This window comes from Corynebacterium lowii, assembly GCF_001412085.1.
In the GTDB taxonomy this organism is placed as follows: domain Bacteria; phylum Actinomycetota; class Actinomycetes; order Mycobacteriales; family Mycobacteriaceae; genus Corynebacterium; species Corynebacterium lowii.
Window position 1 is genome coordinate 1 of the sequence record NZ_LKEV01000003.1, and the last position, 24,098, is coordinate 24,098.

The 24,098-nt window shown below is 61.5% G+C and carries 20 protein-coding genes and 2 pseudogenes; 9 read left to right on the forward strand and 13 right to left on the reverse strand.

Annotated elements, in window-relative coordinates; all coding sequences use genetic code 11:
* Window positions 1-142: pseudogene (locus Clow_RS11735) on the reverse strand (PTS transporter subunit IIC); the annotation flags it as partial.
* Window positions 143-412: 270 nt separating this feature from the next.
* On the opposite strand from Clow_RS11735, the pseudogene Clow_RS05625 reads away from it, so the two are divergent.
* Window positions 413-837, forward strand: a pseudogene (locus tag Clow_RS05625) (VapC toxin family PIN domain ribonuclease).
* Window positions 838-1,029: 192 nt separating this feature from the next.
* Here Clow_RS05625 and Clow_RS05630 read toward each other — a convergent pair.
* The 4 genes from Clow_RS05630 to betT form a co-directional block, all read right to left on the reverse strand.
* Entirely contained in the window at window positions 1,030-1,347 is a 318-nt protein-coding gene (locus tag Clow_RS05630) for a GyrI-like domain-containing protein (protein ID WP_055177633.1), read from the reverse strand.
* A 129-nt stretch (window positions 1,348-1,476) separates the two neighbouring features.
* A complete protein-coding gene (locus tag Clow_RS05635) occupies window positions 1,477-3,048 on the reverse strand; it encodes a GMC family oxidoreductase (RefSeq protein ID WP_055177635.1) in 1,572 nt (523 codons plus the stop codon).
* A 5-nt stretch (window positions 3,049-3,053) separates the two neighbouring features.
* Entirely contained in the window at window positions 3,054-4,529 is a 1,476-nt protein-coding gene (locus Clow_RS05640) for an aldehyde dehydrogenase family protein (protein WP_055177637.1), read from the reverse strand.
* The gene (gene betT / locus Clow_RS05645; RefSeq protein WP_082418558.1) at window positions 4,522-6,648 is read right to left on the reverse strand and encodes a choline BCCT transporter BetT; all 2,127 of its coding nucleotides are present in this window, start codon (window positions 6,646-6,648) and stop codon (window positions 4,522-4,524) included. Before betT ends, Clow_RS05640 begins: the two co-directional genes overlap by 8 nt.
* Window positions 6,649-6,860: 212 nt before the next feature.
* On the opposite strand from betT, the gene Clow_RS05650 reads away from it, so the two are divergent.
* Window positions 6,861-7,205, forward strand: coding sequence for a DUF4143 domain-containing protein (locus tag Clow_RS05650; protein WP_055177639.1), 345 nt, complete (start codon window positions 6,861-6,863; stop codon window positions 7,203-7,205).
* Between the two features lie 13 nt (window positions 7,206-7,218).
* Entirely contained in the window at window positions 7,219-8,100 is an 882-nt protein-coding gene (locus tag Clow_RS05655) for a GIY-YIG nuclease family protein (protein ID WP_055177640.1), read from the forward strand.
* Window positions 8,101-8,102: 2 nt separating this feature from the next.
* On the opposite strand, the gene Clow_RS11390 is transcribed toward Clow_RS05655, so the two are convergent.
* From Clow_RS11390 to Clow_RS05685, 7 genes are all read right to left on the reverse strand, one after another.
* Window positions 8,103-8,990, reverse strand: a complete 888-nt coding sequence (locus tag Clow_RS11390) for an Abi family protein (RefSeq protein WP_211256937.1) — start codon at window positions 8,988-8,990, stop codon at window positions 8,103-8,105.
* 191 nt (window positions 8,991-9,181) lie between these two features.
* A complete protein-coding gene (lplB, locus tag Clow_RS05660; RefSeq protein WP_055178019.1) occupies window positions 9,182-10,237 on the reverse strand; it encodes a lipoate-protein ligase small subunit in 1,056 nt (351 codons plus the stop codon).
* 10 nt (window positions 10,238-10,247) lie between these two features.
* Entirely contained in the window at window positions 10,248-11,657 is a 1,410-nt protein-coding gene (locus Clow_RS05665) for a lantibiotic immunity ABC transporter MutE/EpiE family permease subunit (protein WP_055177642.1), read from the reverse strand.
* The gene (locus Clow_RS05670; protein WP_055177645.1) at window positions 11,654-12,364 is read right to left on the reverse strand and encodes an ATP-binding cassette domain-containing protein; all 711 of its coding nucleotides are present in this window, start codon (window positions 12,362-12,364) and stop codon (window positions 11,654-11,656) included. Before Clow_RS05670 ends, Clow_RS05665 begins: the two co-directional genes overlap by 4 nt.
* A 91-nt stretch (window positions 12,365-12,455) precedes the next feature.
* Window positions 12,456-13,130 (reverse strand): response regulator, encoded by a 675-nt coding sequence (locus Clow_RS05675; protein ID WP_055177647.1) that lies wholly within the window; start codon window positions 13,128-13,130, stop codon window positions 12,456-12,458.
* Window positions 13,123-14,304: a sensor histidine kinase gene (locus Clow_RS05680; RefSeq protein ID WP_055177649.1), complete on the reverse strand. Its 1,182-nt coding sequence runs from the start codon at window positions 14,302-14,304 to the stop codon at window positions 13,123-13,125. Before Clow_RS05680 ends, Clow_RS05675 begins: the two co-directional genes overlap by 8 nt.
* Window positions 14,301-16,649 (reverse strand): ATP-binding cassette domain-containing protein, encoded by a 2,349-nt coding sequence (locus tag Clow_RS05685; protein WP_055177654.1) that lies wholly within the window; start codon window positions 16,647-16,649, stop codon window positions 14,301-14,303. Before Clow_RS05685 ends, Clow_RS05680 begins: the two co-directional genes overlap by 4 nt.
* 45 nt (window positions 16,650-16,694) lie before the next feature.
* Between Clow_RS05685 and Clow_RS05690 the strand changes: the two genes are divergently transcribed.
* The 5 genes from Clow_RS05690 (at window position 16,695) to Clow_RS11395 (ending at window position 22,596) form a co-directional block, all read left to right on the forward strand.
* The gene (locus tag Clow_RS05690; protein ID WP_245625713.1) at window positions 16,695-18,641 is read left to right on the forward strand and encodes a BCCT family transporter; all 1,947 of its coding nucleotides are present in this window, start codon (window positions 16,695-16,697) and stop codon (window positions 18,639-18,641) included.
* Between the two features lie 125 nt (window positions 18,642-18,766).
* Window positions 18,767-19,192: a lactococcin 972 family bacteriocin gene (locus Clow_RS05695; RefSeq protein ID WP_211256938.1), complete on the forward strand. Its 426-nt coding sequence runs from the start codon at window positions 18,767-18,769 to the stop codon at window positions 19,190-19,192.
* A 39-nt stretch (window positions 19,193-19,231) separates the two neighbouring features.
* Window positions 19,232-21,178, forward strand: a complete 1,947-nt coding sequence (locus Clow_RS05700) for a hypothetical protein (protein ID WP_055177658.1) — start codon at window positions 19,232-19,234, stop codon at window positions 21,176-21,178.
* A gap of 18 nt (window positions 21,179-21,196) precedes the next feature.
* Window positions 21,197-21,847 carry an ABC transporter ATP-binding protein gene (locus tag Clow_RS05705; RefSeq protein WP_055177660.1) on the forward strand — a complete coding sequence of 217 codons (651 nt, stop codon included), beginning with the start codon at window positions 21,197-21,199 and terminating at the stop codon, window positions 21,845-21,847.
* A 47-nt stretch (window positions 21,848-21,894) separates the two neighbouring features.
* Window positions 21,895-22,596, forward strand: coding sequence for a DUF3800 domain-containing protein (locus Clow_RS11395; protein ID WP_082418561.1), 702 nt, complete (start codon window positions 21,895-21,897; stop codon window positions 22,594-22,596).
* A gap of 195 nt (window positions 22,597-22,791) precedes the next feature.
* Here the strand turns inward: Clow_RS11395 and Clow_RS05710 are convergent, their stop codons facing one another.
* The gene (locus Clow_RS05710) at window positions 22,792-23,679 is read right to left on the reverse strand and encodes a patatin-like phospholipase family protein (RefSeq protein ID WP_055177662.1); all 888 of its coding nucleotides are present in this window, start codon (window positions 23,677-23,679) and stop codon (window positions 22,792-22,794) included.
* 57 nt (window positions 23,680-23,736) lie between these two features.
* Here Clow_RS05710 and Clow_RS05715 point away from each other — a divergent pair, with 57 nt between their 5' ends.
* Window positions 23,737-24,087 (forward strand): DUF2218 domain-containing protein, encoded by a 351-nt coding sequence (locus Clow_RS05715; RefSeq protein WP_055177663.1) that lies wholly within the window; start codon window positions 23,737-23,739, stop codon window positions 24,085-24,087.
* Window positions 24,088-24,098 lie beyond the last annotated feature (11 nt).

Sequence of the window (24,098 nt, forward strand, 5' to 3'; positions counted from 1 at the left end):
CCTCGGCCCGCCCGGCTCGGGCGAGGAACATCGCGGCGAGCACCAGGTACATCAGCGCCATGGAGAGCGCGGTGGCGACCATGGAGTCGCGCAGGAAGCGTAGGCCCTCCGGCAGCTTAAGATCCTCATCGCTACTACTAATGGCTGGTAGAAAATCGACCTAAAGATCTTTGATATCGTGATAGCATTTCTTTGGAAGTGTAGTTGCTATGACGAACGTGCTCACTCGAGGGCTCAGAGAATCTACAGTGAAGGGGATCGACACGGAGGCGGCTGCGTTAGGGTTGTCTCGCAACGAGTCTCTTCGTCGGAAGCTTGAGGGGGACAGCCCCGAGAAACTGAGGCTGCGACGGACGAGCATTGGCGTCGCGCCGGGGAAGATTTTTGCCGATCCAGAGGTGATGGCCAACGCATGGCGCTAACGGGTTGCTGGCTCATCGATAAGTCCGCGTTCGCTAGGATCCAGCTGGGGCAGGCGGCGGAGATCGGCGAGTGGAAAACTCGGATCAATCGTGGCCTCATCCGGATCTCCCCGATTAAGCGTTTGGAACCGGGATACTCGGCGCGATCGGGAGTAGACGGGCGTGCGGGGCTCCGTCAACCGGCCAGTCTCGTTGATGCCGGTGGAACGCACCACACCCGCGATTGAGGATCGTGCCGAGGAGGTGCAGATTCTCCTTGCAGATCGCGGGCAACATCGAGCACCCTCAATTCCCGTTTTGCTCATCGCGGCGACAGCGGAAAAGGCCGGGCTTACGGTTCTTGCTGTAGACTGAAGATTTTGATCTCATCGCGGAGGTCACCGGCCAATCTGTGGAAACCCTGGCGTTCGGCTAACGCGACGGTGGAGTATCGGCCGTGTAGTTCCCCGTGCGGGAGCCATAGTACTGGGCGAGGGCAGGATGGTACGCGCGAGCGCCCGACCCTTTACCTTGCGGATCAGTCCTTTAGGAAACCGGAACCACCAACCCTGTCACATTCTCTCTCCCCCGGATCGCCCTCAGATGTGGGCATCGTCAGGTAGATCTCTCAGAACGGCATGCCCTGTGTCACGCCCTGTGCCGAGATCCCCTCCATGAACTCCTCCCACGCTTGGGGGAGGAGGTTGTAGTCACTGCGCAGTGCGGCGGCGCACCGACCGCCGGGTAGTTTGCTGGCCTCTATACTAGAAGTACCGCCGAGCCGCCCCCCAGTAAAATCGACTGTCACCAGGAATCCTACCTCCAGGTTCAGCGTTTCCGGGGGACTCCTGCGGTAGAGGGCAAAGGCGGGTTCGGTGGGCACGAGGTCTCCGCGCTGGGTCGCGGCGCTGAGTACCTCAAAGGTGGAGCCGCAGAACTCCCGCAACTCCTCAAATGGGCCCCTCGCACCACCACGCTGGGGGAGCTGGGCCGGTCAACGGCTATTAATGCTCACCAAACCCAGGAGAGCCGCGCCCCCTCGCGGCTACACCTCAGCAAGCAGCCCCAAAAAAACTTACTCCCCCCGAATCAACTCCGCCGCCCGCTCGCCCATGAGCATGACGGTGATGTTGGGGTTCACGGCGGTCAGTTGCGGCATGGCGGAGGCGTCGCACACGCGTAGCCCCTCCACGCCCTTGACCCGCAGCTCGGGGTCGAGCGGCGCCTCGGCGTCGTCCGCCGCGCCCATGCGGCAGGAACCCGCCGGGTGGTACACGGTGTTGTGCGTCTTGGCCACGTACTCCGCGATCTCCTCGTCAGTCTGCACATCCGCGCCGGGGAACAGCTCGCACTTCACGTAGCGGGCCATCGCGGGCTGGGAGACGATCTCGCGAGCCTTCTTGATGCCCTCCACGGCGATGTGCATGTCGTAGCCCTCGGGGTCGGTGAAGTACCGGGGGTCCACCTTGGGCTTGTCGCGGTAGTCGCGGGAGCGCAGCCGCACGGTGCCGCGCGAGCGGGCGTGGGTGATGTTGGGCGTGAGCGCGAAGGACTCGTCCGCGCTGGGGTAGCCGTGGCGCGCGGTGTGCATGTCAAAGGGAACGCAGCCGTAGTGCATCATGAGGTCGGGCAGGGGGAGGTCGTCGCCGTCGATGGCGGTGAAGATCCCGATCTCCCACCACTGGGTGGCGTCCCTGGTCATGGGCTCTGCGGCCTCCCAGGAGATCACGGCCTCGGGATGGTCCTGCAGCCCGGAGCCCACGCCGGGGGAGTCCACCAGCACGTCCACGCCCACCTCGCGCAGGTGCTCGGCGGGGCCGATCCCGGAGAGCATGAGCAGCTTGGGCGTGTCGATGGCCCCCGCGCTCAGGATCACCTCGCGCCGGGCGCGCAGCTCGCGGCGTCGGTTGTGGGGGTTGTCGCAGTATTCCACGCCCGCCGCGCGCGGCACCCCGGAATCGGAATCCTCAAACAGCACGCGGGAGACCCAGTGATCCGTGAGCACGTGCAGGTTCTCGCGTTCTTCCATCACGGGGTGGAGGTAGGAGACGGAGGAAGAGGATCGGGTGCCGTCGGCCTTGCGGTTGATCTGGAAGAACCCGGCACCGTTGACCACCGTCTCGCCCTCGTTGAAGGTGGCGGTGGGGATGCCCGCCTGCGCGCAGGCCTCCAACAGGGCCACGCCCACGGGGTCGTGGGGCGGCACGTCCATGAGGTGCACTGGGCCCTCGGTGCCGTGGTTGTCCCCGCCGCGCGCGTTGTTTTCCAGGCGCGTGATGAGCGGCAGGATGGTCTCGGCGTTCCAGCCGGTGGCGCCCAGCTCCTCCCAGAGGTCCATGTCCTCGGCGGGCGGGTGGAAGGCGATGCAGGAGTTGTGCGAGGAGCACCCGCCGAGCACCTTGGCGCGGGCGTGGCGCATGAAGGAGTTGCCGTTGTCCTGCGGCTCGATGGGGTAGTCCCAGTCGAAGCCTGACTCCAGCAGCTCCGGCCAGCGCTGGAGGTCCAGCACCTCGGACCTATCGACGTCCGTGGGGCCGGCCTCCAGCAGGGCCACCGTCACGGCGGGGTCCTCGCTGAGCCGGGAGGCTAGCGCGGCACCGGCGGAGCCGCCGCCCACCACGATGTAGTCATATATTTGATTGGGCATACTCATCACTCCTTCACGGGGAACCAGCCGGTGACGGCGGGCTCGGTGTTCTGATAGATGTGCTTGGCCTCGCGGTACTCGTCCAGGCCGCTGGGGCCGAGTTCGCGGCCGGTGCCGGACTCCCCGAAGCCGCCCCACTCTGCCTGCGGCAGGTAGGGGTGGTAGTCGTTGATCCACACGGTGCCGTGGCGCAGGGCGCGGGAGACGCGGTTGGCCACCCCGGCGTCGGAGGTCCACACGGCCCCGGCCAGGCCGTAGCGGGTGTGGTTGGCAAGCCGGATGGCCTCGGCCTCGGTGCTAAAGGTCTCCACCGTGATCACCGGGCCGAAGCCCTCCTCCACCACGGCCGGGTTGTCCTTGTCGCAGCGGTCCAGCACGGTGGGGGAGTAGAAGCACCCGGACTCGTGCTCCGGGCCGCCCCAGTCGCCTCCCACGCGCAGCCGGGCCCCGGCCTCCACGCCGCGCCGGACGTAGTCGGTGACCTTGTCCCGGTGCTCCCGGGAGATCAGCGGTCCGGTCTGGGCCTGTTCGTCGAAGGGACCGCCCATGACGATGCTCCCCGCGCGCTCCACCAGGGCGTTCACGAAGCGCTCCGCGATGGAGTCCTGCACGATGAGCCGGGTGCCCGCCGAGCACACCAGGCCGGAGTCCAGGAACCCGGCGTTGAGGGCGTTGTCCAGGGCGGCGTCAAATTCCGCGTCCGCGAAGACGATGTTGGGGTTCTTGCCGCCCAGCTCCAGCGCCACCTTCTTCACCGTGGGCGCGGCGGCGGCTGCGATGGACCGCCCGGTGACCAGGCCGCCGGTGAAGGAGACCATGTCCACGTCCGGGTGCTCGGAGAGCGGCGCGCCGACCTCCGCCCCCGCCCCGAGCAGCAGGTTGGCCACCCCGGCGGGCAGGTCGAGCCCGTCCAGGACGTCCATGAGCAGGATCGCTGTGTGTGGCGTGAGCTCCGAGGGCTTGAGTACGAAGGTGTTGCCCGCGGCCAGCGCGGGAGCCACCTTCCACGCGGCCTGGAGCAGCGGGAAGTTCCACGGGGTGATCATGCCGCACACGCCCACCGGCTCGTAGACGACGCGGGAGATCACGGCGTTATTCCCCGCGTCCACAAGGCGGCCGGGGTGATGATCGGCGATCTTACCAAAGTAGCGGAAGCAGGAGGCGATGTCGTCCATGTCGATCTCGGCCTCCACCAGGCGCTTGCCGGTGTCCAGAGCCTCGGCGCGGGCGAACTCGTCGCGCCGCCGGGTAATCTCCTCGGCCACCGCGAGCAGCAGGTCGCCGCGCTCAGCGGCCGGGCGCGCGGACCACTCCCCGGCGTCGAAGGCCGCGCGGGCGGCGGCGATGGCGCGCTCGGCGTCCTCCCGGCTGCCCTCGGAGACCGTGCCCACCTCGGATCCGTCGGCGGGGCAGACGATGGTGCGGGTGGCGTTGTTGGCGGCCTCGGTCCACTCACCGTCGATGTACAGGGTCTTAGTCATGGTTATCCTCCCATTTCTGCGGCGCGACGGCGTGAACCTCCCCGGTGGGGGTGCCGGCGTCGCCGGTGAGCGTCATGTAGTTCAGGTGGGCCTCGTAGGCATCCAGGACGTCCGCGATCACCTGATCGCGCGTGTAGCCCATGATGCTGTGCCCGCGCGAGCCCGTGGCGGAGAAGATCTCCACGCGGAAGTAGACGTCGCGCACCACGGCCAGGTTAGCGGCAAAGTTGGGCACCGCGTGGGCCACCGGGTACGCCTGGTACTTGAAGTCATCCTGGTCCGGGAAGCACACCACCAGGTCCGCGTAGGGGATGGGGTACTCCGGGTGGGTACCCCGGTGATAGTGCACCTCCACGCCCAGGCCCTCCAGCTCCGCGCCCACCGCCTCCAGGGCGGGCTGCGCGGTGTCCTCGATGAAGCGCGCGGTCTGCTCGGCGCTGGGGAAGGCCATCTTCCGCGTGAGCCGCTGCTTCCAGGAGCCGCGCGGCTCCGAGGTGTGCTGCGCGCCCACGAGGGCGTGGCGGCGGGCCTGCGCGGAGTAGCGCTCCCCGCGCAGCACCTTCCACAGGGAGAACATCATCAGGTAGAGCACCAGGGAGAAGGGCAGGCCGATGAGCACCGTGGCGGCCTGGAGCGTGTACACTCCGCCGATGAACAGCATGACCAGGGTGAGCAGGCCCGTCATCACCGCCCACACGATGCGCAGCCAGGGTGGGCCGTCCTGTTCGGCGGGGCCGCTGGCGTCGGTCTTCTCCGGGGCCTGGGAGGTCATGGTCGCCATGACCAGGGAGCCGGAGTCCGCGGATGTGACGTAAAACAGCAGCCCGGTGAGCACCGCGAGGCCACTGGTCACGGTGGCCCCGGGGTACTGCCGAAGCACCTCGAAGAAGCCGGACTCCGGGGCACCCACGATCCGCTGCGCTAGGCCGGGATCGGACCCAAAGGCGTCCAGCGCGGCGTTGCCGAAGATGGACACCCACAGCAGGATGAAGCCGAAGGGAATAATGAGCACGCCCAGGATGAACTCGCGCAGGGTGCGCCCCCGCGAGATGCGGGCCAGGAACAGGCCCACGAAGGGTGCCCAGGCGATCCACCACGCCCAGAAGAACAGCGTCCAGTCCGCCAGCCACTGATCCGCCGGGTAGGCCTCCATGCCCGAGGTGTAGGCGAAGGTGTTGAGCATCATCGAGGGAAAGGCGCTGAGAAAGTCCCCGATGTTTTGTACTAGGGCGTCCAGCAGGTGGCTGGTGCGCCCGGAGAACAACACCCAGGCCATGAGGCCCACCGCCAGCACCACGTTCAGCTCCGAGAGCCGCCGGATGCCCTTATCTACCCCGGAGACGGTGGAGACTATGGTAATACCTACAGACAGGACGATGAGCGCCACCTGCACCGCGGTGCCCGTGGGCAGGCCGAACAGGAAGTTCAGGCCGTAGTTGAGAAACACCACTCCGATGCCTAAGGAGGTGGCCACGCCGAACACCGTGCCCAGCGTGGCCGCCACCTCCACGCCGTGGCCCACCGCCCCGTGAATGCGCCGTCCGAAGATCGGGGCCAGCGCCGAGCGCACCGAGAGCGGCAGGTGATAGCGGTAGGCGAAGAGCCCAAAGGCCATGCCCATCAGGGCGTACAGCGCCCAGCCCGGCACGCCGTAGTGGAACATTGTCCAGATGGGAGCCATGCGGGCAGCCTCCTCGGACATCGGGGTGACGTCCGGGGGAGTGAGGAAGTTCGTGGCCGGACCCGAGACGCCGAAGAACATCAGATCCACGCCGATGCCCGCCGCAAAGAGCATGGCGGACCAGGTGAACAGGCCAAAGCGGGGTGAGGAATGATCGGGGCCCAGCTTGGTGCGGCCAATCCGGGAGAAGGCCACCAAGAGCACGAAAGCCACGACGATCCCGGCGGTGAGAATGTAATACCAGCCGAGATTGGCGGACACCCAGCCCATCGCCCCGAAGATCACGCTTTCCGCCTGGCCGGGAGCCAGCCAGGCCCACACCACGAAGGCCAGGATTATCGCCGCCGAGGTGAAGAACACCGGGCGGTTGAGCGGGGCGTGGGTTTGTTGTGCTTGCGTTTGTTGTGTTTCGGGGGATTCGGGTGGGGATTGTGGCACGGGCCATTCCTTACCGTGGGGTCGTGGTGTGGCTGTGAACCCTATCCATGGTAACGGAAAGGGGTGGGGAGTGGTTTTGGGACGGGGTTGGGATGGGCTTTGAGATGGGTTCGGAAGTGGTCGAGAAGGCTAGTAGAAGGTGGTCCAGAGGGCTAATAAAGAGTGGTCCAGAAGACTAATAGGAGACGATGAGCAGGGAATATGGCAGGCGAGTGGCAGATAATTTTTGGATGGACTTCACCCTTATCTTTGAATCGCTGGTCACGCTCTCGGTGCGGGCGCTGGCGGAGGCAGCGGAGGCGCGTGTGTATCACCTGCGCACCAAGGCGGGGCGCCAGGAGATTGATCTCATCGTGGAGTTGGAGGATCGCCGCGTGCTCCCCATCGAGGTGAAACTCAAAGAGGCGGTGGACGATCACGATGTGCGCCACCTCAATTGGCTGGAAGAGAAACTGGGCGAGCGCGTGGCGGATAAGGTGATTATCACCACGGGTAAGCATGCTTATCGACGCCCCGACGGGGTGGCCGTGGTGCCCTTAGCACTGCTGGGATTGTGAAAGATTGGTGACGATGGAAAAGCCCAAGACCATTCAACTCTTCCTCATGGATGGGACCGTGCAGGGAAGAATGAAGGCCACGCTGAGGAATTGGACGGGCATCACGTACTTTCTTCCACGCATTACCCTGGAAAAGTCCAGGACCAGGGAAGATTTAAAGCAAAGCGGTGTGTACTTTCTCCTGGGCAGGGACGACGACGACCGCCCTATCGTGTATGTGGGCCAAGCGCGCGGCCGGAAGAATGATAACGGGGTGCTGGGCCGTATCCGCGAGCATGAACGCGACGTGAAAAAGGGATACTGGACGCTCGCCATCGCACTCGTGGCAGCCGATGATTCTCTTGGCCCCACGGAGATTAGTTACCTGGAAAGCCGGTTCCACCGGTGGATTAGTGCCGCGCGCCGGTACACATTGATGAACGCGAACGAGCCGCCCGCAGGTGGCGTGCCGGAGGAAAAGAAGGCAGAACTCGATGAGTTCATGGAGTACTCCCGCGTGGTGATCGGTGCGATGGGGTACAAGATGTTCGAGCCCGTGGACGATAGTAAGACGGTGAGAGGTGGGGAAGCTGGGGAGGACCTGATACTGCGCATGCGAGGAGCAGACGCGCGTGGGCGGAAAACAAGCGATGGCTTTGTGGTGCTCGCAGGTTCCCGGGTGGTGGCCGAAGAGAAGTTCACCCGCTCGGCTCCGGCGAACGCGAAGAAGAACCGGGTGAAGTATCGCGGCAGCATCGGGCCGGACATGATGCTTACTGAGGACGTGCTCTTTTCGACGCCCAGTGCTGCGGCGAGTTTCGTGGCGGGGGCCTCGCTTAGCGGCCCGGATAGTTGGCGCGATGGGCGGGGCGTCTCGCTGAAAGATTTGGAGGGGAGTGAGGATTTTAGAGGGTAGGCTTAGTCACACTCTTGTTTGATTAAGTGTTTATGAATCTCGCCGTATTTGGTTGGGTGTGAGATTCCATAAGATAATATTGGGTGTTTGTTGAGGATTGGTTCTATTTTTCTAAGGAGCCAATCCTTGTGGAGCTGGGAGCGCTTTGCTATATCGTCAAGGGCAATCAGAATCTTGTAAATCGAATGGTCGGAAAAATCTCGATAGCGTTGTTTGGCGCGCCGGGTGGTCTTGGGTTGGAGTCCTGGAACATCGAGCACGGAATGACCCCATAGCTGTGCACAGTGTGCAATCCGGTTTCGAAGATAAACGAACGACCGTACTTGGCTAGGTAGTAATCTACGTGAGCTATTTATGGAATCTGCGATGTCGTCTAGAACTCCTGATTGTCCAGATGCTGCTATGAGGCGCGATAGGCTGCCGAAGGAGAATGCTTCAACTGCAACCCAGATGGGCATGCGGTAGTAGGCTTCTGGCCTGTAAGTATGGCCTTGTTTACTTTCGTCGCGGTATTTTGTAATGAAAGCCTCTTTATTTCGATCTAGATTAGCTAGCGCATGTTCTTCTACTCTTTTTGAATTGGGATTTGATAATTGTGTGAAGCCTACCCCTCGGGCAAATGTGCCGGTGGTGCCGACTATACGGCCATAGGAATGTGCAAAGCGGTTTCGGAGCAGCACCTCTATGGTGCGTAATAGTTCATTGCAGGCGACGGCAAGTTTCTGCTCGGCGTCGTATAAGGACTTTATCGCTTCGAACGATGTGCCTTCGATGAATCCGCTGTCATCTCTGTGTGGATATTGTTGCCAGTATTGGAAATATCCTGAGAATCTTTGATAGCCTACGTGGGATAGGAAATTAGTGGCGTCGATATCGCTTTCTATAGACATTCCCCGATGTTTTAATAGCGATATTTGATCGCTATAGCTTAACCAGATTTTGGTCACCCGATCCCCCTGTGAATTGAAAGGCCCCGGTCATTTGTGCTTTACCTATAGCGGCAAGAGGCCTGACCGGGGATCTATCACTAGTTACTCTACGCTAGAGAAGCAGGCCAAAGCAAGGGATTATTCTCCTAACTTCACGGCACCCGATGCGTCCACTCCCGCGTCCCAAACTTCTCCTCCACCAATCGCCGCGCAGCAGCCACATCTTCCTCGCTCAAAACCCCCGGCACCGCCGCATACCTAGCTTCAAAGGCCGCCACCAGGGCGTCGATAACAGCTTCGCGGCTCACCCCAGTTTGCCGCCTCAGCGGGTCCACGCGCTTGACCACCGAGCGCAGCCCCTTATCGGCCACCTTCACCTTGCCGATGCGCAACACCTCCATCATCTTCGCGGCGTCGATGTCGTAACTCATCGTGGTGTGGTGCAGCACCGCCCCCTTCACGCGCTTCTGTGCCGCCCCGCCGATCTTTCCGTGGTCCGAGGTGATGTCGTTAATCGGCACGTACCAGGCGTTCACGCCCAGGGAACGCAACCCGGCGAGCACCCAGGCGTCGAGGTACTGGTACGACTCCACGTAACTCAGGCCCCGCACCACGTCCTCGGGCACATAGAGCGAATACGTCACACAGTTGCCACCCTCCATAAACATCGCCCCGCCGCCGGAGATACGCCGCACGGCAGTAATCCCATGCTTCTCGACGCCCCCTTGATCCAACTCGTTGGAATAGGACTGGTAGGAGCCAAAGACCACCGCGCGGTCCTCCCAATCCCAGATACGCAGGGTGGGGCCGCGCCGCCCTGCGGCCACCTCGTTAAGGAGGTATTCATCGAGCGCCACGTTTACCGGGGTGGGGAGTACACCGGGGCGCAAAATCTCCCATTCGTAATCGGTAAGGTCCTTGGCGTCGAGGAGGGCACGGCGGGTCACCGTGGCGATGTCGGCGGTGCTGAAACCGTGGAGTTGGGCGCTAAGGGGAGTAAGGGCGGCGTCGATAAGCCCCTGTAGTTCCTCGGTGCTGGCGGTGACGGGCGCGCCCTCCAGGGCGGCGTGAATGGCGGGGAAGGCTTCTTCGGGTTCGAGGAAGAAGTCGCCGGAAATGCGGGCGTTGGTGATGGTGTGGCCGTCCTCGGTGATGTCGGCTACCACGAGCTTTCCGCCGGGGACTTTGATCTCAAAGTGGTGATTCATGGTGCCCATACTAGGAGCGCCCCTCAAAGCACCGATAGGAGCGGTGGAGAGCGGGCAGCAGCACCGCCAAGAGCACCGCGCAGATCGTTAGCGCAACGAGCGGGCGGGTGCCCTCCATCGCAGAGTATCCCCAGGAAGGCAGTGCTATCACCCACAGTCTGGTGCCCGCCAGCACGTCCCCGCCGAGGGTGAGGGAAACAACTGTGACCACCACGGAAAGCCCCAGAGTGAGCGCCCCAGAAAAGCGCACGGTGAGCCACAGCCAGAGCATTACGAGCACGAAGCCGGTGGCACACCACAGCACCGTGTGCAGGGCGACGTCGCGCAGCGGCATGCCCGCGAAAGCAACAGTCCCGGCGGCGCACAGGCACAGCAGACCCACGACGCCCAGGTGCCAGGCGGTAGTGGCCCGGCGAAAAACCGGATTATGCAGCACCGACACCACCCAAGCGGGGGAGAGCGCGCCCCAGGAGAGCACGGCGAGCAGGGCGGTTCCCAGCGGGAGAAGAAGGAAGGAACTCAGCGCCACGGTGGTGATCGGAGGATAAGCGCGGGCCGTATAGCCCAGGCCTAAACACGTGAGCGCGATGAGGGGGTAGATTCCGCGCCGCCGCGCCACGAGAGCCACCGCCAACAGAGGAGAGCGACGAGCAGCGGAGAACCGCATGGCCGGAAGGCCGGGTAACGTGAGCCGAGGTAGGGAAACCTGTGGCAAGAGCACCGCTCCCGCTGCCGACGCCGCGCAGAAGAACACGCAGGCCAACAGCACCGTGTGCAGCGCGGGAGGAGTTTCACCCGGAGCCAAGGGGACGAGGCTGGCATGGGTATCCAATACCGGAAGGAGCAAGCGCACCGGCCAGGCCGGAGGCACCAACCACCAGCGTGCGGACTCCGCGAATAGCACCCCGAGTACCTGCCAGCCCACCGAGGCCAGCAGCGTGATCCCCGTGCCCATCGCTCTTGCCAGCGGAAGGAAGAAACACAGTACCCCCACCTGACTCAACCAACACAGAGCGGCGGCGAGTATCACGGAGGGAGCCTCGCCGGGAGCGTGAGCGAGGCTGAGTGCCAGAGTCACCCCGAAGCAGAGCACCGTGAAGATACCCAGCAACCCCGCGAGCACGAGCACCTGGGCGCCGCGCAGTGCGCTGCGAGAATAATCGCGCCACAAGGTACCTCCCGAGCGCGCGGTACGCTCACGGCTTGCCACCAGGCAAGCAAAAAGCGCGCTCAGTGGGGCGGCCATGCCCGTGATATACAACCCCTGGGCTACCAGGGCGCTGCCCGTAGTACCGCTGGACAGGGAAAAGAGCATGCTCACAGATCCAATGAGCAGGCCCAAAAGAGGCAGCCACATCGCCGCACTGCCCTTGGTGCGTAATAATTCCGCGCGCAGGGAACCAGAGAGCACCGAACTCATGCGAGCCCACCTCCCTGGGTGAGTTCCAGGAAGCGTTCTTCCAATTTCCCCTGCGGGGCGAACTTTGCCAGCGGCCCGCTGTATTGGTCACGGCCCTGGGCCAACACCGTGAGGTCATCGGCCAGATGGGCCACCTCCCCGAGTTGATGGGAACTCACCAGCACCGCGCCTCCGCGCGCGGCCCAGGCACGCAGAAGCCCACGCAATTCCACGATGCCCTGGGGATCGAGGCCGTTTTGAGGCTCGTCGAGCAGCAAAATCTCCGGCTCACCCAGCATGGCGATGGCCAGGGCCAAGCGCGCCTTCATACCCGTGCTGAATTGCGCGGCCCGCTTGCGATCTCGGGTATTCAAACCCACCGCAGCCAGGGCGCGTTCGGCCTCACTGCGGGAAAGCCCCAGTAAGTGACAATGCACCATGAGGTTATCTAGCGCGCTGAGGTGAGGATAGAGGGCCGGGCCATTCACGCTGGCCCCAATGTGGCGCAGGGAGGACCGAGTGCGAGGCTTACCCAGCACGGTGATCTCTCCGGCATTGGACTGAATCAACCCCAACATGGCGCGGTAGGCGGTGGACTTGCCTGCCCCATTGCGGCCAAGCAGGGCGTGAACCCGGCCTTGGGTGAGAGTAAGTGAGAAGTTATCAAGTATCTGCTGCCCACCGAGGCTGATAGAAAGACCCCGGCAGGTCAAAAGGGGAGTGTTCATGGCGCTGAGTATGCGGTGCCTGGAAAGAAAACAGATCAGCGCGCCGGGGGATTATGAGCAAGGTTTTTCTCCCCCTATGGGTGGAGAGGAATCATTGTTGGACAAGCCGCGCCTTATGCGCGAGCAGCACCAGCGCCACGCGGTCGCGGCAATGCAGCTTAGCCAGCAGGTGCGAGACGTGCGTTTTCACCGTGGCCGCCCCAATGACCAACTGCGCGGCAATCTCCCCGTTGGTATAGCCCTGGGCGATGAGGGTGAGTATTTCCAACTCCCGTGGGGTGAGCAGGCTCAAGCCCTGGCGCTGCTCTGGGGTGAGGCTAGTACCGGCAGCACCGGCCACGGCCTCCCGATAGGCGCTCAACACGTGCCCGGTGGCTCCCGAACTAAGCACCGATTCTCCGCGCGCCACGCAGCGCACGGCCCGCGCGAGTTCTTCGGGTTCGGTGTCCTTGAGCAAGAATCCAGAGGCCCCGGCGGCGATGGAATCGCGGATAAAGGAATCCACATTAAAGGTGGTCAGCATCAATACTTTGACGCCCCGGCGCACCAATTCACGGGTGGCTTCGATGCCGTTCATGTGCGGCATACGAATATCGAGCACCGCGACGTCGATGGTGTGCTCGCGCGCGGCCTGGAGCGCCTGCGCTCCATCGTGGCAGATGGAGGACACCGTGATGCCCTCCTGCGCGCCGAGAATGGTGGCCAGCGCGGAGGCGAGCAGGGGCTGATCGTCCGCGATGAGGACGCGGATGGGCTGGTCAGTCATGGTGAGCCCTCATGGGCAGGGGCAAGCAAGCGCTCACCAGCCAGCCGTCCCCGGTGGGCTGCGCGCTGAGTTTTCCGCCCAGGGATTCGGCGCGTTCCCGCGCGCCAACCAATCCCGTGCCGGTGCCCATCGTGGTGTGTTGGTGTTGCGCGCGGCCCAGGCTGAGCACGCGCAGTTCTACCTCGCCCGCGTGTTCTGTGATGCTAAGCCGCACCGTGCTCCCAGCCTCCTGGTGGCGCAACACATTGGTCAAGGCTTCGGTGATAATGCGGCGCAGGGCCAGGGAGTGTTGTGCGGGCAGATCATCGAGCGTGGATTGAGCGTATTCAGTGGTGATATTCATGCCAGCCCCTTGAAAACCAGCGATGATCTCCGCCAGGGTGCCCGGCGTGGGTTCGGCAATCTGATCGGGCGAACGCAGCGTGGCGACGATCCCGCGCACCTGCCCCAGGGCCTCCGCGCTCACGGCCTTGACCGTGCGCAGCGCCTCGGTAGCGGCCTGGGGATCGGTGCCCGCCGCTATGAGTCCGGCGGAGGATTGCACGTTGATGAGGGTGAGGTTATGGGCCAGAACATCGTGAATCTCCTGGGCGATGCGCACGCGCTCGCGCTCCCGAGCGGCGACGTATTCCTGGGCGGTTCGTTCCGCGAGGTCACGGCGGTGCAGAGCCCAGAAATACGCCAACCCCAGCAGAGCCCAGTGCGCTCCCAGCGTGATAGCAGCATCGGCGTTGTGGCGATAGTGCAGGTGAAAGGAATCGTCCCATACCCACATCACGGGGCTGATGAGGCTACCCACAGCACAGAGGGCGAGAACCACGCGAGGGAGCCAGCGGCCTTCGGGATTCGTGGAGTACCTGGACGTGGAGTACACCGCCAGGGGCGCGGCGAGGAGATAGGGAGGCACCCCGGTATAGAGCGGCAACGCAGCAAGGAAAGTTATTGCCCACCCGGCGAGGAGCACAAGGAGAGCCAGGGCCGCCAAGGTCACCCGCGTGCGCCAGAACAAGAGAGCCGGGATGAAACCGAGGGCCAGTACTGCTTGGGCACAGGTAATCGGCGTGGGATCGGCAGCGGCGATGGCGAGGTACACCAGCGCGCACAGGGCGGCGAGGCAGGCGAGGGCGGCGTCGCCAAGCCTCACCCCGAACCACCCGCGTCGATTCTGCGTCATTGCCCCACGTACTCCGCCAAGTACCGCCCCGTCACCGTCCCGGAGGCCGCGAGTTCGGCCGGGCTGCCCTCGAATACCACCTGGCCGCCCTGGGAACCGGCGCCGGGGCCGAGGTCAATCACGTGGTCGGCTCGCGCGATGACGGCCAGCGAATGTTCCACCACGATCACGCTAATGCCTTGGTCTACCAGGCGGTCAAGCACATCTATGAGGTTGCGAACGTCCGCCAGGTGCAGGCCCCTGGTGGGTTCGTCCAGAATGTAACGGGTGGCTTTCTCCGCCATGTGGGTAGCCAATTTAAGGCGCTGGCGCTCGCCACCGGAAAGCTCCGTGAGCGGCTGACCCAGGGTGATATAGCTCAGTCCCACGTCCACCAGGCGTTGGCACATCTTGGCGGCGGCCGGAACCTTGGATTCCTTGGCGGCAAAGAACTCGGCGGCGTCGAGAGCGGAAAGTTCCAGCACATCCGCGATGGTCTTGCCGCCAAAGGTGTACTGAAGCACCGATTCCGCAAAGCGGCGGCCCTCGCATACCTCGCAGGGGCTGGCCACCCCGGCCATGATGCCCAGGTCCACATACATCACGCCCGCGCCCTTGCAGTGGGGGCAGGCCCCATCGGAATTGGGGGAGAAGAGGCCCGGCTTCACCCCATCGCCCGCCGCCTTGGCAAAGGCCTTGCGGATGGGGTCGAGCACCCCGGTATAGGTGCCGGGATTGGAGCGGCGCGAACCCTTGATGGCGCTTTGGTCGATGTACACGGTCTGCTCATCGCGCGGCAGGCTGCGCACCAGGGAGGACTTACCCGAACCCGCCACGCCGGTGATCGCGGTGAGCACCCCAAGCGGCACATCCAGGTCCACGCTGCGGAGGTTATTCTCCTTGGCCCCGCGTATCTCCAGGGCACCGGTGGGGGTGCGCACGGCATCGGCGGCCTTGCACTCGCCGCGGTCAAAGAGGTGCGCGCCGGTGACGGTACCGGCCTTTTCCAGGCCCTCGACGGGCCCGGCATAGCACACCGTGCCGCCGTTACTACCCGCGCCGGGGCCCATGTCCACCACGTGATCGGCGGTGAGAATGGTCTGCGGATTGTGCTCCACCACCAGCACGGTATTGGACTTTTCTGTGAGGCTGCGCAGCAGGCTGTTCATCTTATCCACATCGTGCGGGTGCAGGCCGCCGGTGGGCTCGTCAAACACATAGGTGATGTCCGTAAGTGGTGAACCCAGGTGGCGCACCATCTTGGCGCGCTGCGCCTCGCCGCCGGAAAGGGTGGCGGTGGGGCGATCCAAGGTGAGGTAGCCCAGGCCCACCGAAACGAAGTTATCCAGGGTGGCGCGCAGGGCGTCGAGAAGCGGGGTGAGATTGGGGTGCTCTAGGTCGGCGGCCCATTTACGCAGATCGCCAATTTCCATCTGGCACAGCTCCGCGATGTTTTTGCCGTTGATCTTCGATTCCAGCGCGTGTGGGGCCAGACGGGTACCGCCGCAGGCGGGGCAGGGAACAAAGGAAACTGCGCGTTCGACGAACTCGCGGATATGCTTTTGCATTCCCTCCTTGTCTTTGGAGAGCATGGAACGCCGCAGCCGAGGAAGTAGGCCCTCGTAGGTCATATTAATTCCGGCGATCTTCATTTTTGTGGGCTCTTTTTCGAGGAAGTCTGCACGCTCTTCCTCGCTAAAGTGCGCGATGGGCTTATCGGCGGGGAAAAGCTCCGATTCGGCGTACATGCGATATGACCAGCCGCCGGTTTTATAACCCGGAACTTTGAGCGCTCCCTCATCCAAGCTCAGGGAGGAATCAAATACCTCCTCTAAATTAAAATCCGTGACCCGCCCGGTGCCCTCACATTCTGGGCACATTCCGCCGGTGCGCTGGAAGTTCACCTTTTCCTTTTTGCCGCCGCCCACAGAAATGGCCCCGGCGGCGCTGACCGAGGGAACATTGAAAGAATAAGCACCCGGCCCGCCGGCATGGGGCTCGCCCAAGCGTGAGAAAAGGATACGCAGCATGGCCGTGGCGTCGGTAGCCGTACCCACCGTGGAGCGCGGGTTGGCTCCCAGTGGCTCCTGATCCACCACGATGGCGGTGGTGATTCCTTCGAGCAGATCGACGTCCGGCCGGGGCAGCGAGGGCATAAAGCCCTGGACGAAGGAAGAATACGTCTCATTGATGAGGCGCTGCGATTCCGCGGCGATGGTGGAAAACACCAGCGAGGACTTCCCCGAACCTGACACTCCCGTGAACACCGTGAGCGTGCGTTTGGGCAGTTCCAAGTTCACTCCGCGCAGGTTGTGCTCGCGGGCACCGTGGATGCGGATGGTGTCATGCAGATCGCTTGCCGTCATGCCCGCGATCCTACTAGGAGGATGGGACGCGTTATGTTCGAGTGCATGCCCACTCACGACGCCACCCCGGTACCCCCGCCTTCCGATGACGGTTCTACCTCGCAGGTTCCGCCCACGACGCCGCGCGGAGGCCGCGCCCGCACCTTCCTGCGGGAGGTGACCTACCCGCACAGTATTCACCCTGCGCTTGTTCCCGGTGTGAGCGTGGAAGATCAACGCATTGAATATCGGATTGACCGCCCCATTACGCTCACCGTGGGCGGTTTAATTCTCGCCTTTGTGGCCTGGGGTGTTCTTGCCCCGGCTCAGGTACTTAGCGTTTCTACTACCATCTTGAATTGGGTGATGCTCAATCTCGGCTGGGTATTTAATACCGTGGCCGTGGGGCTGGTAGTGGTGCTTTTTGTTCTCGCGCTTTCCCGTTATGGGCGGATACCGCTGGGCCTGGATGGTGAAAAGCCGGAATATTCCACCCTTTCCTGGGCGGCTATGCTCTTTGCCGCCGGAATTGGCATTGCCATCATCTTCTTTGGCCCCTTTGAACCTATGAGTTTTTACTTGAGTCCACGCCCGGGAGCCTATGAGGCGGCCTCGGAGGAGGCCGTGATGGGGGCACTGGCACAATCGGCCCTGCACTGGGGTGTTAATGCCTGGGCTATTTATGCGGTGGTGGGGCTCTCGGTGGGGTATGTGTCCTATCGCCGGGGTCGGGTCCCTTTGATGAGTTCCATTCTCATGCCCCTGTTGGGGCAGCGTTCCACCACCTCCATTCCCGCGCGCATTATTGATTCCCTGGCGATTATCGCCACCCTTTTCGGCACGGCGGCCTCCCTGGGAATCGGTGCCTTACAAATAGGCACCGGGGTGGAGGTAGTCAGCGGGTGGTCCCGAGAAGGCAATGCCCTGGCCATCGGGGTGATTGTGCTGCTGACCATCGGCACCATCGCCTCGGCGGTATCCGGGGTGGCCAAGGGCATACGCTGGCTTTCCAATATCAATCTGGTACTGGCAATGGGTCTGGCGCTGTTCTTTTTTGTGGCGGGTCCTACGGCCTTCCTCATTAATATGCTCCCCGGGGTGTTGGTGACCTATGCGGGAAGCATGCCGGAAATGCTCGCGGCCAATATGGGTCAGGGCGAGGACATGCAACAATTCCTCTCTAGCTGGACCACCTTCTACTGGGCGTGGTGGGTTTCGTGGTCTCCCTTTGTGGGAGTATTCGTGGCCAAGATTTCCCGGGGCCGCACCATTAGGCAATTCATTTTCGGGGTGCTCTTCATTCCATCCAGCATTATCATCGTGGCCTTTAGCATTCTGGGCGGCACCGCCATTTGGCTGCAACGCCGCGACGGCGATATTGCCCCCGGTAATGATCTCGCAGCGTTACCCGACCCGGAACATATTTTCTTTATCGTCCTCGACCATCTCCCCGGCGCACAGGTGGTGGCTCCGGTGGTGATTGTGATGCTCGCGGTTTTCTTTATCACCACCGCCGATTCCGCCTCTCTGGTCAATTCCCAGCTCTCCCAGCAGGGAAATCCTCAGCCGCGCCGCAGGGTTACGGCCTTTTGGGCGCTGTGCATGGCGGGCATCGCGGTGGTGATTCTGCTGGCCGGAGGCAATAATGCGCTAAAGGGTTTGCAGAACCTCATCACCATTACGGCGTTACCTTTTGCCGTGATTCTGGTGGGCATGATGGTGGCCCTCATACGGGAACTGCGTAACGACCCCGCCGCAATCCGCCAGGAATATCAGCGTCAAGCCGTGGCCAATGCCGTGGTGCACGGTGTGCGGGAATACGGGGATAACTTTGCCCTGACGGTGGAGCCCAGCGGAGAGGAGGAGTACGCCACGGGGGCGAACTTCGATTCCGCTGCCGAGGAGGTGGTGGAGTGGTACGCGCGCACCGATGAGGAGGGAAACCGGGTGGGCTATGACTACGAGACCGGGGAGTACCTGCCTGAGCCGAACGATGGGCCGAACAGGGGGTAGGGGGTGTTGGGAGGGGGTATTTTAAGAAAACTATTGTCCACCTATCCTTCTTTGGTGTAGCGTAGCTCACAATATTCTGACGCGATCTGGGGCGCTGCGCCGCCCCGAATCTGAGGAGGGTAGTGGTGAGCACAAAGAGGTTCGTGGGCGTGATGGCCACCGTGGGCACGGCATTGGTTTTGCTAGGCGTGGGGGTTGTGGGTGCTCAGGAAGATGGCCCGGTCGATGAAGCGGAGAACGATTACACCGGATATGAGGCCGGGGTGATGGCGGAAGGACGAGAAGCAGGGGCCGACGGCCCGCTGGACTGGTTTGCTGACATCAAACGGCAGCAGGACCCGCCCAGGGGCGGGGAATGGGAATACGGCCTATGGGGTGGGAAGGCTCGCTCTTACTTCGATCATCCCAGTGAATGTCATGGCAGCACCGTGATGATTAATGGGCGCAAGATGCGCAGCGTGGATACAGCGGCGGGCCATGCCTCCGTGGCCGAAAAATGGGTTCTCAACAAAGACGATATTCGAGACGAGTATTACTACCGTTTCTGCTAGGTCTTTCCTTTAAGACGTGGATGAGGGGCATATGCGCTCATGAATAAGTATATCCAGCAGGCGGCTATCTTCTTCTGTGCGCTCATCGTGGTGGTCATTACTGCGGCGCTCGCTTTGTTGAAGGTGGAACTCAGCGACAAAGAGAGCGCAATAGCCCTGGGGTCGAGTTATATCGTGGAACTCGATTTCACCCACAGCGATATACCCGCAGCCCAAGCCTATGAGCGCTTAGCAGAAATGAACGCTGAATTAGGCCTTGGCCTGGTAAAGCCCCTGCGTCGCGCGGAGGGGGAGACCTTCGTATTCCTCCAACATGGCACGGACTTTGAGGCAGGGAGCATAGGCATACCAGAGACTGTGCCTCGTATGGATGGCTCCGTCTCTCCTGTGGCTTCACTGGAAGCCTTGGAACATTCCCTTCCGGGTGGTTTTTATCTGCTATGCGAGGAACACGCAGACGTGGATGGCTTTGCCCAGGCGCTTCGAGAGATGGGTGTGGAAATTGCTTATGCGGATGAGGTTTCCGATGGAGAGGTTTTCTCTCTGCGTTCGTTCCGCCAACCGATGATTCTTTTCTCGGTACTGGCGACGGTGCTCCTTTTGTGTAGTCTCTCGGTGTATTGGGTGGGAGCGCATGGGCGGCGTCGGCAGCAGGAACTAATTTTTGGTCGCGCCGCGCGGGAGACTATTTTTCGTGAGATCCTGGGGCTTCTCCTTCCTTTCATTACGGTGCTGGCTGCGGGCGGAGGTGTATTTTTCCTTATAGTCGATTCCCCCTTTAACCACCCAGTGCTGGTGATAATGCTGAAGATGTACGGCTTCCTGATAGCTGTGCTTCTTCTCCTGCTGGCGGTTATGCTCTGCTATACGCGCCCACGAGTGGCAGAAATGAGGGATCGTTTTTCTTGGCTGGGAAAACTTCACCCGTTGATTGTGGGTATGAAAATCCTATCTCTTGCCTGTGTTCTCTTTACTCTTCCTTGGGTCGCTTCTGCTCATAGTGATTCTAAGAAAATAGCGCAGGCCCACGACGTTGCCTATAACATCGAATCATTCGTGGGATACAGGGTAGAAAATATCTCTTATGAGCAACTTGAGGGGAGCCTTGCGGAGTTTGGGGAGCTCATGCTCATGCTGGATCGTGAGGGGGTAGCGGCGTTTAATTATCTTCCTCCGCCGCTGTCGGTGGGTCTGCCGGAGGATATTCCTCCCCTGGCCTTTGCTAATAGTGTGTGGCTGGATGCAATGGAGTTCTCCGAGCATGCTTCTGCCGATGAGATGGTGAGTTGGGAAGAGTTGCCAGAGCAGTATCGGGAAGCGCTCTATCCCAATATTTGGCTTCGGGAGGGTAATGAGCCACCGGTGGATTGGAAATACCATATAGTTCATTCTGATTCTGGTGTGGGAATGTTATCGCCTTTGACGGGTGGCATGGAATTAGTGCAGGACATGGTGCTGGTGGAAGTACCTACCTTGGAAGCATTTGATGATAGCTTCCTTACTTCCATGATGACTAGCGGAAATATATCTGCTATCAATATGGATTCCGCTTCTCGCGTGCTCAATGAGAGCTCGGCGCGCGGCCTGGCCTCCGTCTACTATATCGGTGAGGAGAGCGTATACATTGCCAAAATGTTTGAATATCGTGCGAGGATTATGGCCTTGGCATTGGGGGTTTTGATTATTGCGCTTGTGGTGGCCCTGGTAGGAGCCGCCGCCACTAATTCTGTGCTTCATGCCAAGCGGAATATGCTCCAACATCTTGCCGGTGATTCCCTGCTACGAATCTCTGTGATGGCGCTATGGAAGGACATTATTCTCACCATAACGCTGGCGGCGCTATCGGCCACCGCAGCAATTATTTTCAACCAGCAAGGGATAGGGATGATACCGGTAGTAGCGGTGCTTCTTGTAGCGATGAGCATAGGCACCTATGCGGTGATGGCTAAGAAGTCGGTGGTGGCAGCCATGAGCAGGAAGATTTAGGGGAAGGAGATCAGAACCATGATTATCCGTGGCGAAAATCTAGGTGTATCCCTCGCGGAAAAGAGGGTATTCCACGGGGTCAATGTGAAACTGCGCCCCGGCACGGTCACCGCTTTGGTAGGACCGAGCGGCAGCGGGAAAACGCTGCTTCTACAAACTTTGGGAGGCATGGTTTCTCCCTCGGAGGGGAGCGTATGGGTGGACAAGGAGGAGTCCTCTGGGTGGTCAGACTCCCAAAAGCTGCGCTTTTGGCGGGAGTCGGCGGCCTTTATTCAGCAGGATTACGGGGTGGTGGAAGAAGAAACCGTGGCCTTCAACGTCACGATGAAAAGTTCGCTGTGGGGCCGCACGATTATTCCCGATCCTGCGCGCTTGAAAGAGGTACTGAGCCGGGTAGGGCTTCAAGGTCGAGATAAGGAGATCGCCGCTCGGCTCAGCGGCGGAGAGAAGCAGCGGGTGGCTATTGCCCGCGCGCTCTATAAGCGGGCGAGGGTATGGTTTGCCGATGAACCCACGGCCTCCCTGGACGCTCAAAATCAGGGTTTAATCCGCGAACTTTTCCGGGAGGCGGCTGCGCCCGCCGCAAGAAAAGAAGGTGCCACCATCGTGGTGGCCACGCACGACCTTGCCTTTGCGCGGCAGTGCGATCAGGTGGTGGAACTTGGTTAAAGGAATGTGGGAAAGTTTATGGAGGCCTATGTAAGGGGTGATCCCGTATGTATCAACTTTTCGTTGATGAATCCTATCAACAAGATCACTATTATGTGGCGGGTGTTCTTGTGGAGGAAAAGCAGGCTAATGAGTTAGTAACTCGCCTTGAGGATTTGGCCAGAAATATACAAATACGCAATAATTGGTCCACTTCTCCCGAGTTTCATGGACATTCCCTTATGAATGGGGTGGAGGATTGGGTGAGCCTTAAGGGAAATTTTGGTGCTTGTGTGCGCATCTATCAGATGGCATTGCATGCTATTCAGAACTCAGGCGCCAGGATTTATCTTGAAGGAGTTGATGTGACTCGGCTCAATGCTCGTTATCGGTACCCGGATAGTCCTCATGAGATTGTGTTTCGCCGCATGCTTGAGCATATTGACGAATATTGTAGTCGTAAGGGGGAGATGTCTAAGGTTGTCGCTGATATGTTGCCGCAGCAAGAAAAGTTTAATGAGAGAATATTAGGTTTTGCTCGTGCTGGCACGCTGGGTTATCGAAAACATAATTTACTTTGTATTGATGGGGATATTGATTTTGTTGATTCGAGGAAACATAGAGGGGTTCAAGCGGCTGACCTCTCTGTTTACATATTGCGACGGCATCGTGAAGATGCAGCAGCAAGTAGATCCTCGCGTAGGATAACAGCGCGCTTAGTTAAGGCTCTTGGGCCTGCCGTAGTTCATCAGAGGAAGTGGCTTCCCTAGTGTAGAAAAAGCTCTGGAGCCTACGCGGCTCCAGGCGACAACGCTCCGGTATCCGGCTCGTCGTATGCCTATACTAACCTTTCAGATTGTTTGTGGTCAAGGGTTAGCATAAATAAAATCACGCTAACCCTTGTGCTATGCCTAAGCCATCTCCGGTACCTACACCGAACTCTCGACAAAGGCCACCCACAACCCCTACTCCCCATCCCCCTCCAAGAACTGCCGCCACTGTGGCCACTCGCGGGCCGATTGCAGCGCGCCCCGGTCAAAGGAGCCGCGCAGCCGGTCCCCGTTGAGTTCGGTGGAGGCCACCAGCCTGCCCGTGGGGTAGAAGAGGTAGGCCCGTCCCTGGCGCTCTAGTTCCCGTAGCCGCGCCAGCGTGCGGTTATAGCGGGTGTGCCGGGTAATCAGTCGTTCGGCCACCACGGGGTAGGAACTCAGCAGGCTGCGCAGCAGGCTGGGGTAGCGAATGGGGTCTTTAACGTAGCCGCGCGGGTGGGTGAGCACCACGAAGAAGCGGGTGTAGCCGTCGGCCTCGGCGGCGTCGAGAGGTATGCCGCCTGCGGGGCCGAGCGCCCCATCAACGTAGGAAACGCCGTCGATCTCCGGTAGGGGCATGAGCAGCGGCAGGGTGGAGGAGGCGCGCACACGGGCGAGCAGGCTCTCGGAGCTATCCACGTCCTCGCGCCCCCAGTACACGGAGCGTCCCGTATGTGCCTCCACGGCCCCGATGCGGAACTCCGTTGGGCTAGCGGCGATGGCCTCGTAGTCCATCGGACCGGGCAGGTTAAGTGTGGGGGCGCGCCCGTAGATGTATTCGGCGTTGAAGTAGCCTCGGCCGCGTAGTAGGGAGGCCACACCGCCGAATTGGGGGTCTGAGGCGAAGTCCACAAAACTATGGCGAGCGCGTTCGCGCTCACCAGAAAGGTAATTCACCGTGTGGGTGGCGCCGGCGGAGATTCCGCCCACCCAACCGAAGCGCACGTCCTCTGCCAGCAGTTTATCCACTACGGCGGCGGTATAGGAGGCACGCATTCCCCCGCCTTCTAGGACGAGTGCGGTATTGCTCGCATCAATCGTCATGGTGCCACGGTACCCGGTTATGGGAGGAAAGGGGACTCAAAAGGTACATTGCGAGGTATGACCTCTTCCACCGCGCGAGTGAGCACGCAGCGTCCCGCCCGCTATGCCAAGCAGTTGGCCGAGCACTTTGGCCGCAAGATCACCGCAAGCTGGGATGGGGAAACCGGCCGTGGCACGCTGCTTTTCGACGCCCCGGATCGTCCCCTGCGCGGGGAGGTCTCCCTGGTGGCAGGCGAGGGGGTGCTGCTTATGCACGCGGAGTGCGAATCCGAGGAGCAGCAGGAATTACTAGAGCGCGTGGTGGGCCTCCACCTGGTGCGCTTTGGACAGCGCGATGAATTGGTGGTGCGGTGGCGCCGCACCGGGGGTGCCGAGGGGAGCACCTGGACGGTGGCAGACCTGGATTAGCCTACAATTTC

Bases quoted from the DNA above. Each gene is read 5' to 3' on its own strand.
- Clow_RS05635 (WP_055177635.1), bottom strand. From the start codon at position 3,048: ATGCCCAATCAAATATATGACTACATCGTGGTGGGCGGCGGCTCCGCC.
- Clow_RS05640 (WP_055177637.1), bottom strand. From the start codon at position 4,529: ATGACTAAGACCCTGTACATCGACGGTGAGTGGACCGAGGCCGCCAAC.
- Clow_RS05655 (WP_055177640.1), top strand. From the start codon at position 7,219: ATGGAAAAGCCCAAGACCATTCAACTCTTCCTCATGGATGGGACCGTG.
- Clow_RS11390 (WP_211256937.1), bottom strand. From the start codon at position 8,990: ATGTCTATAGAAAGCGATATCGACGCCACTAATTTCCTATCCCACGTA.
- lplB (WP_055178019.1), bottom strand. From the start codon at position 10,237: ATGAATCACCACTTTGAGATCAAAGTCCCCGGCGGAAAGCTCGTGGTA.
- Clow_RS05665 (WP_055177642.1), bottom strand. From the start codon at position 11,657: ATGAGTTCGGTGCTCTCTGGTTCCCTGCGCGCGGAATTATTACGCACC.
- Clow_RS05670 (WP_055177645.1), bottom strand. From the start codon at position 12,364: ATGAACACTCCCCTTTTGACCTGCCGGGGTCTTTCTATCAGCCTCGGT.
- Clow_RS05675 (WP_055177647.1), bottom strand. From the start codon at position 13,130: ATGACTGACCAGCCCATCCGCGTCCTCATCGCGGACGATCAGCCCCTG.
- Clow_RS05680 (WP_055177649.1), bottom strand. From the start codon at position 14,304: ATGACGCAGAATCGACGCGGGTGGTTCGGGGTGAGGCTTGGCGACGCC.
- Clow_RS05685 (WP_055177654.1), bottom strand. From the start codon at position 16,649: ATGACGGCAAGCGATCTGCATGACACCATCCGCATCCACGGTGCCCGC.
- Clow_RS05690 (WP_245625713.1), top strand. From the start codon at position 16,695: ATGCCCACTCACGACGCCACCCCGGTACCCCCGCCTTCCGATGACGGT.
- Clow_RS05700 (WP_055177658.1), top strand. From the start codon at position 19,232: ATGAATAAGTATATCCAGCAGGCGGCTATCTTCTTCTGTGCGCTCATC.
- Clow_RS05705 (WP_055177660.1), top strand. From the start codon at position 21,197: ATGATTATCCGTGGCGAAAATCTAGGTGTATCCCTCGCGGAAAAGAGG.
- Clow_RS11395 (WP_082418561.1), top strand. From the start codon at position 21,895: ATGTATCAACTTTTCGTTGATGAATCCTATCAACAAGATCACTATTAT.
- Clow_RS05710 (WP_055177662.1), bottom strand. From the start codon at position 23,679: ATGACGATTGATGCGAGCAATACCGCACTCGTCCTAGAAGGCGGGGGA.
- Clow_RS05715 (WP_055177663.1), top strand. From the start codon at position 23,737: ATGACCTCTTCCACCGCGCGAGTGAGCACGCAGCGTCCCGCCCGCTAT.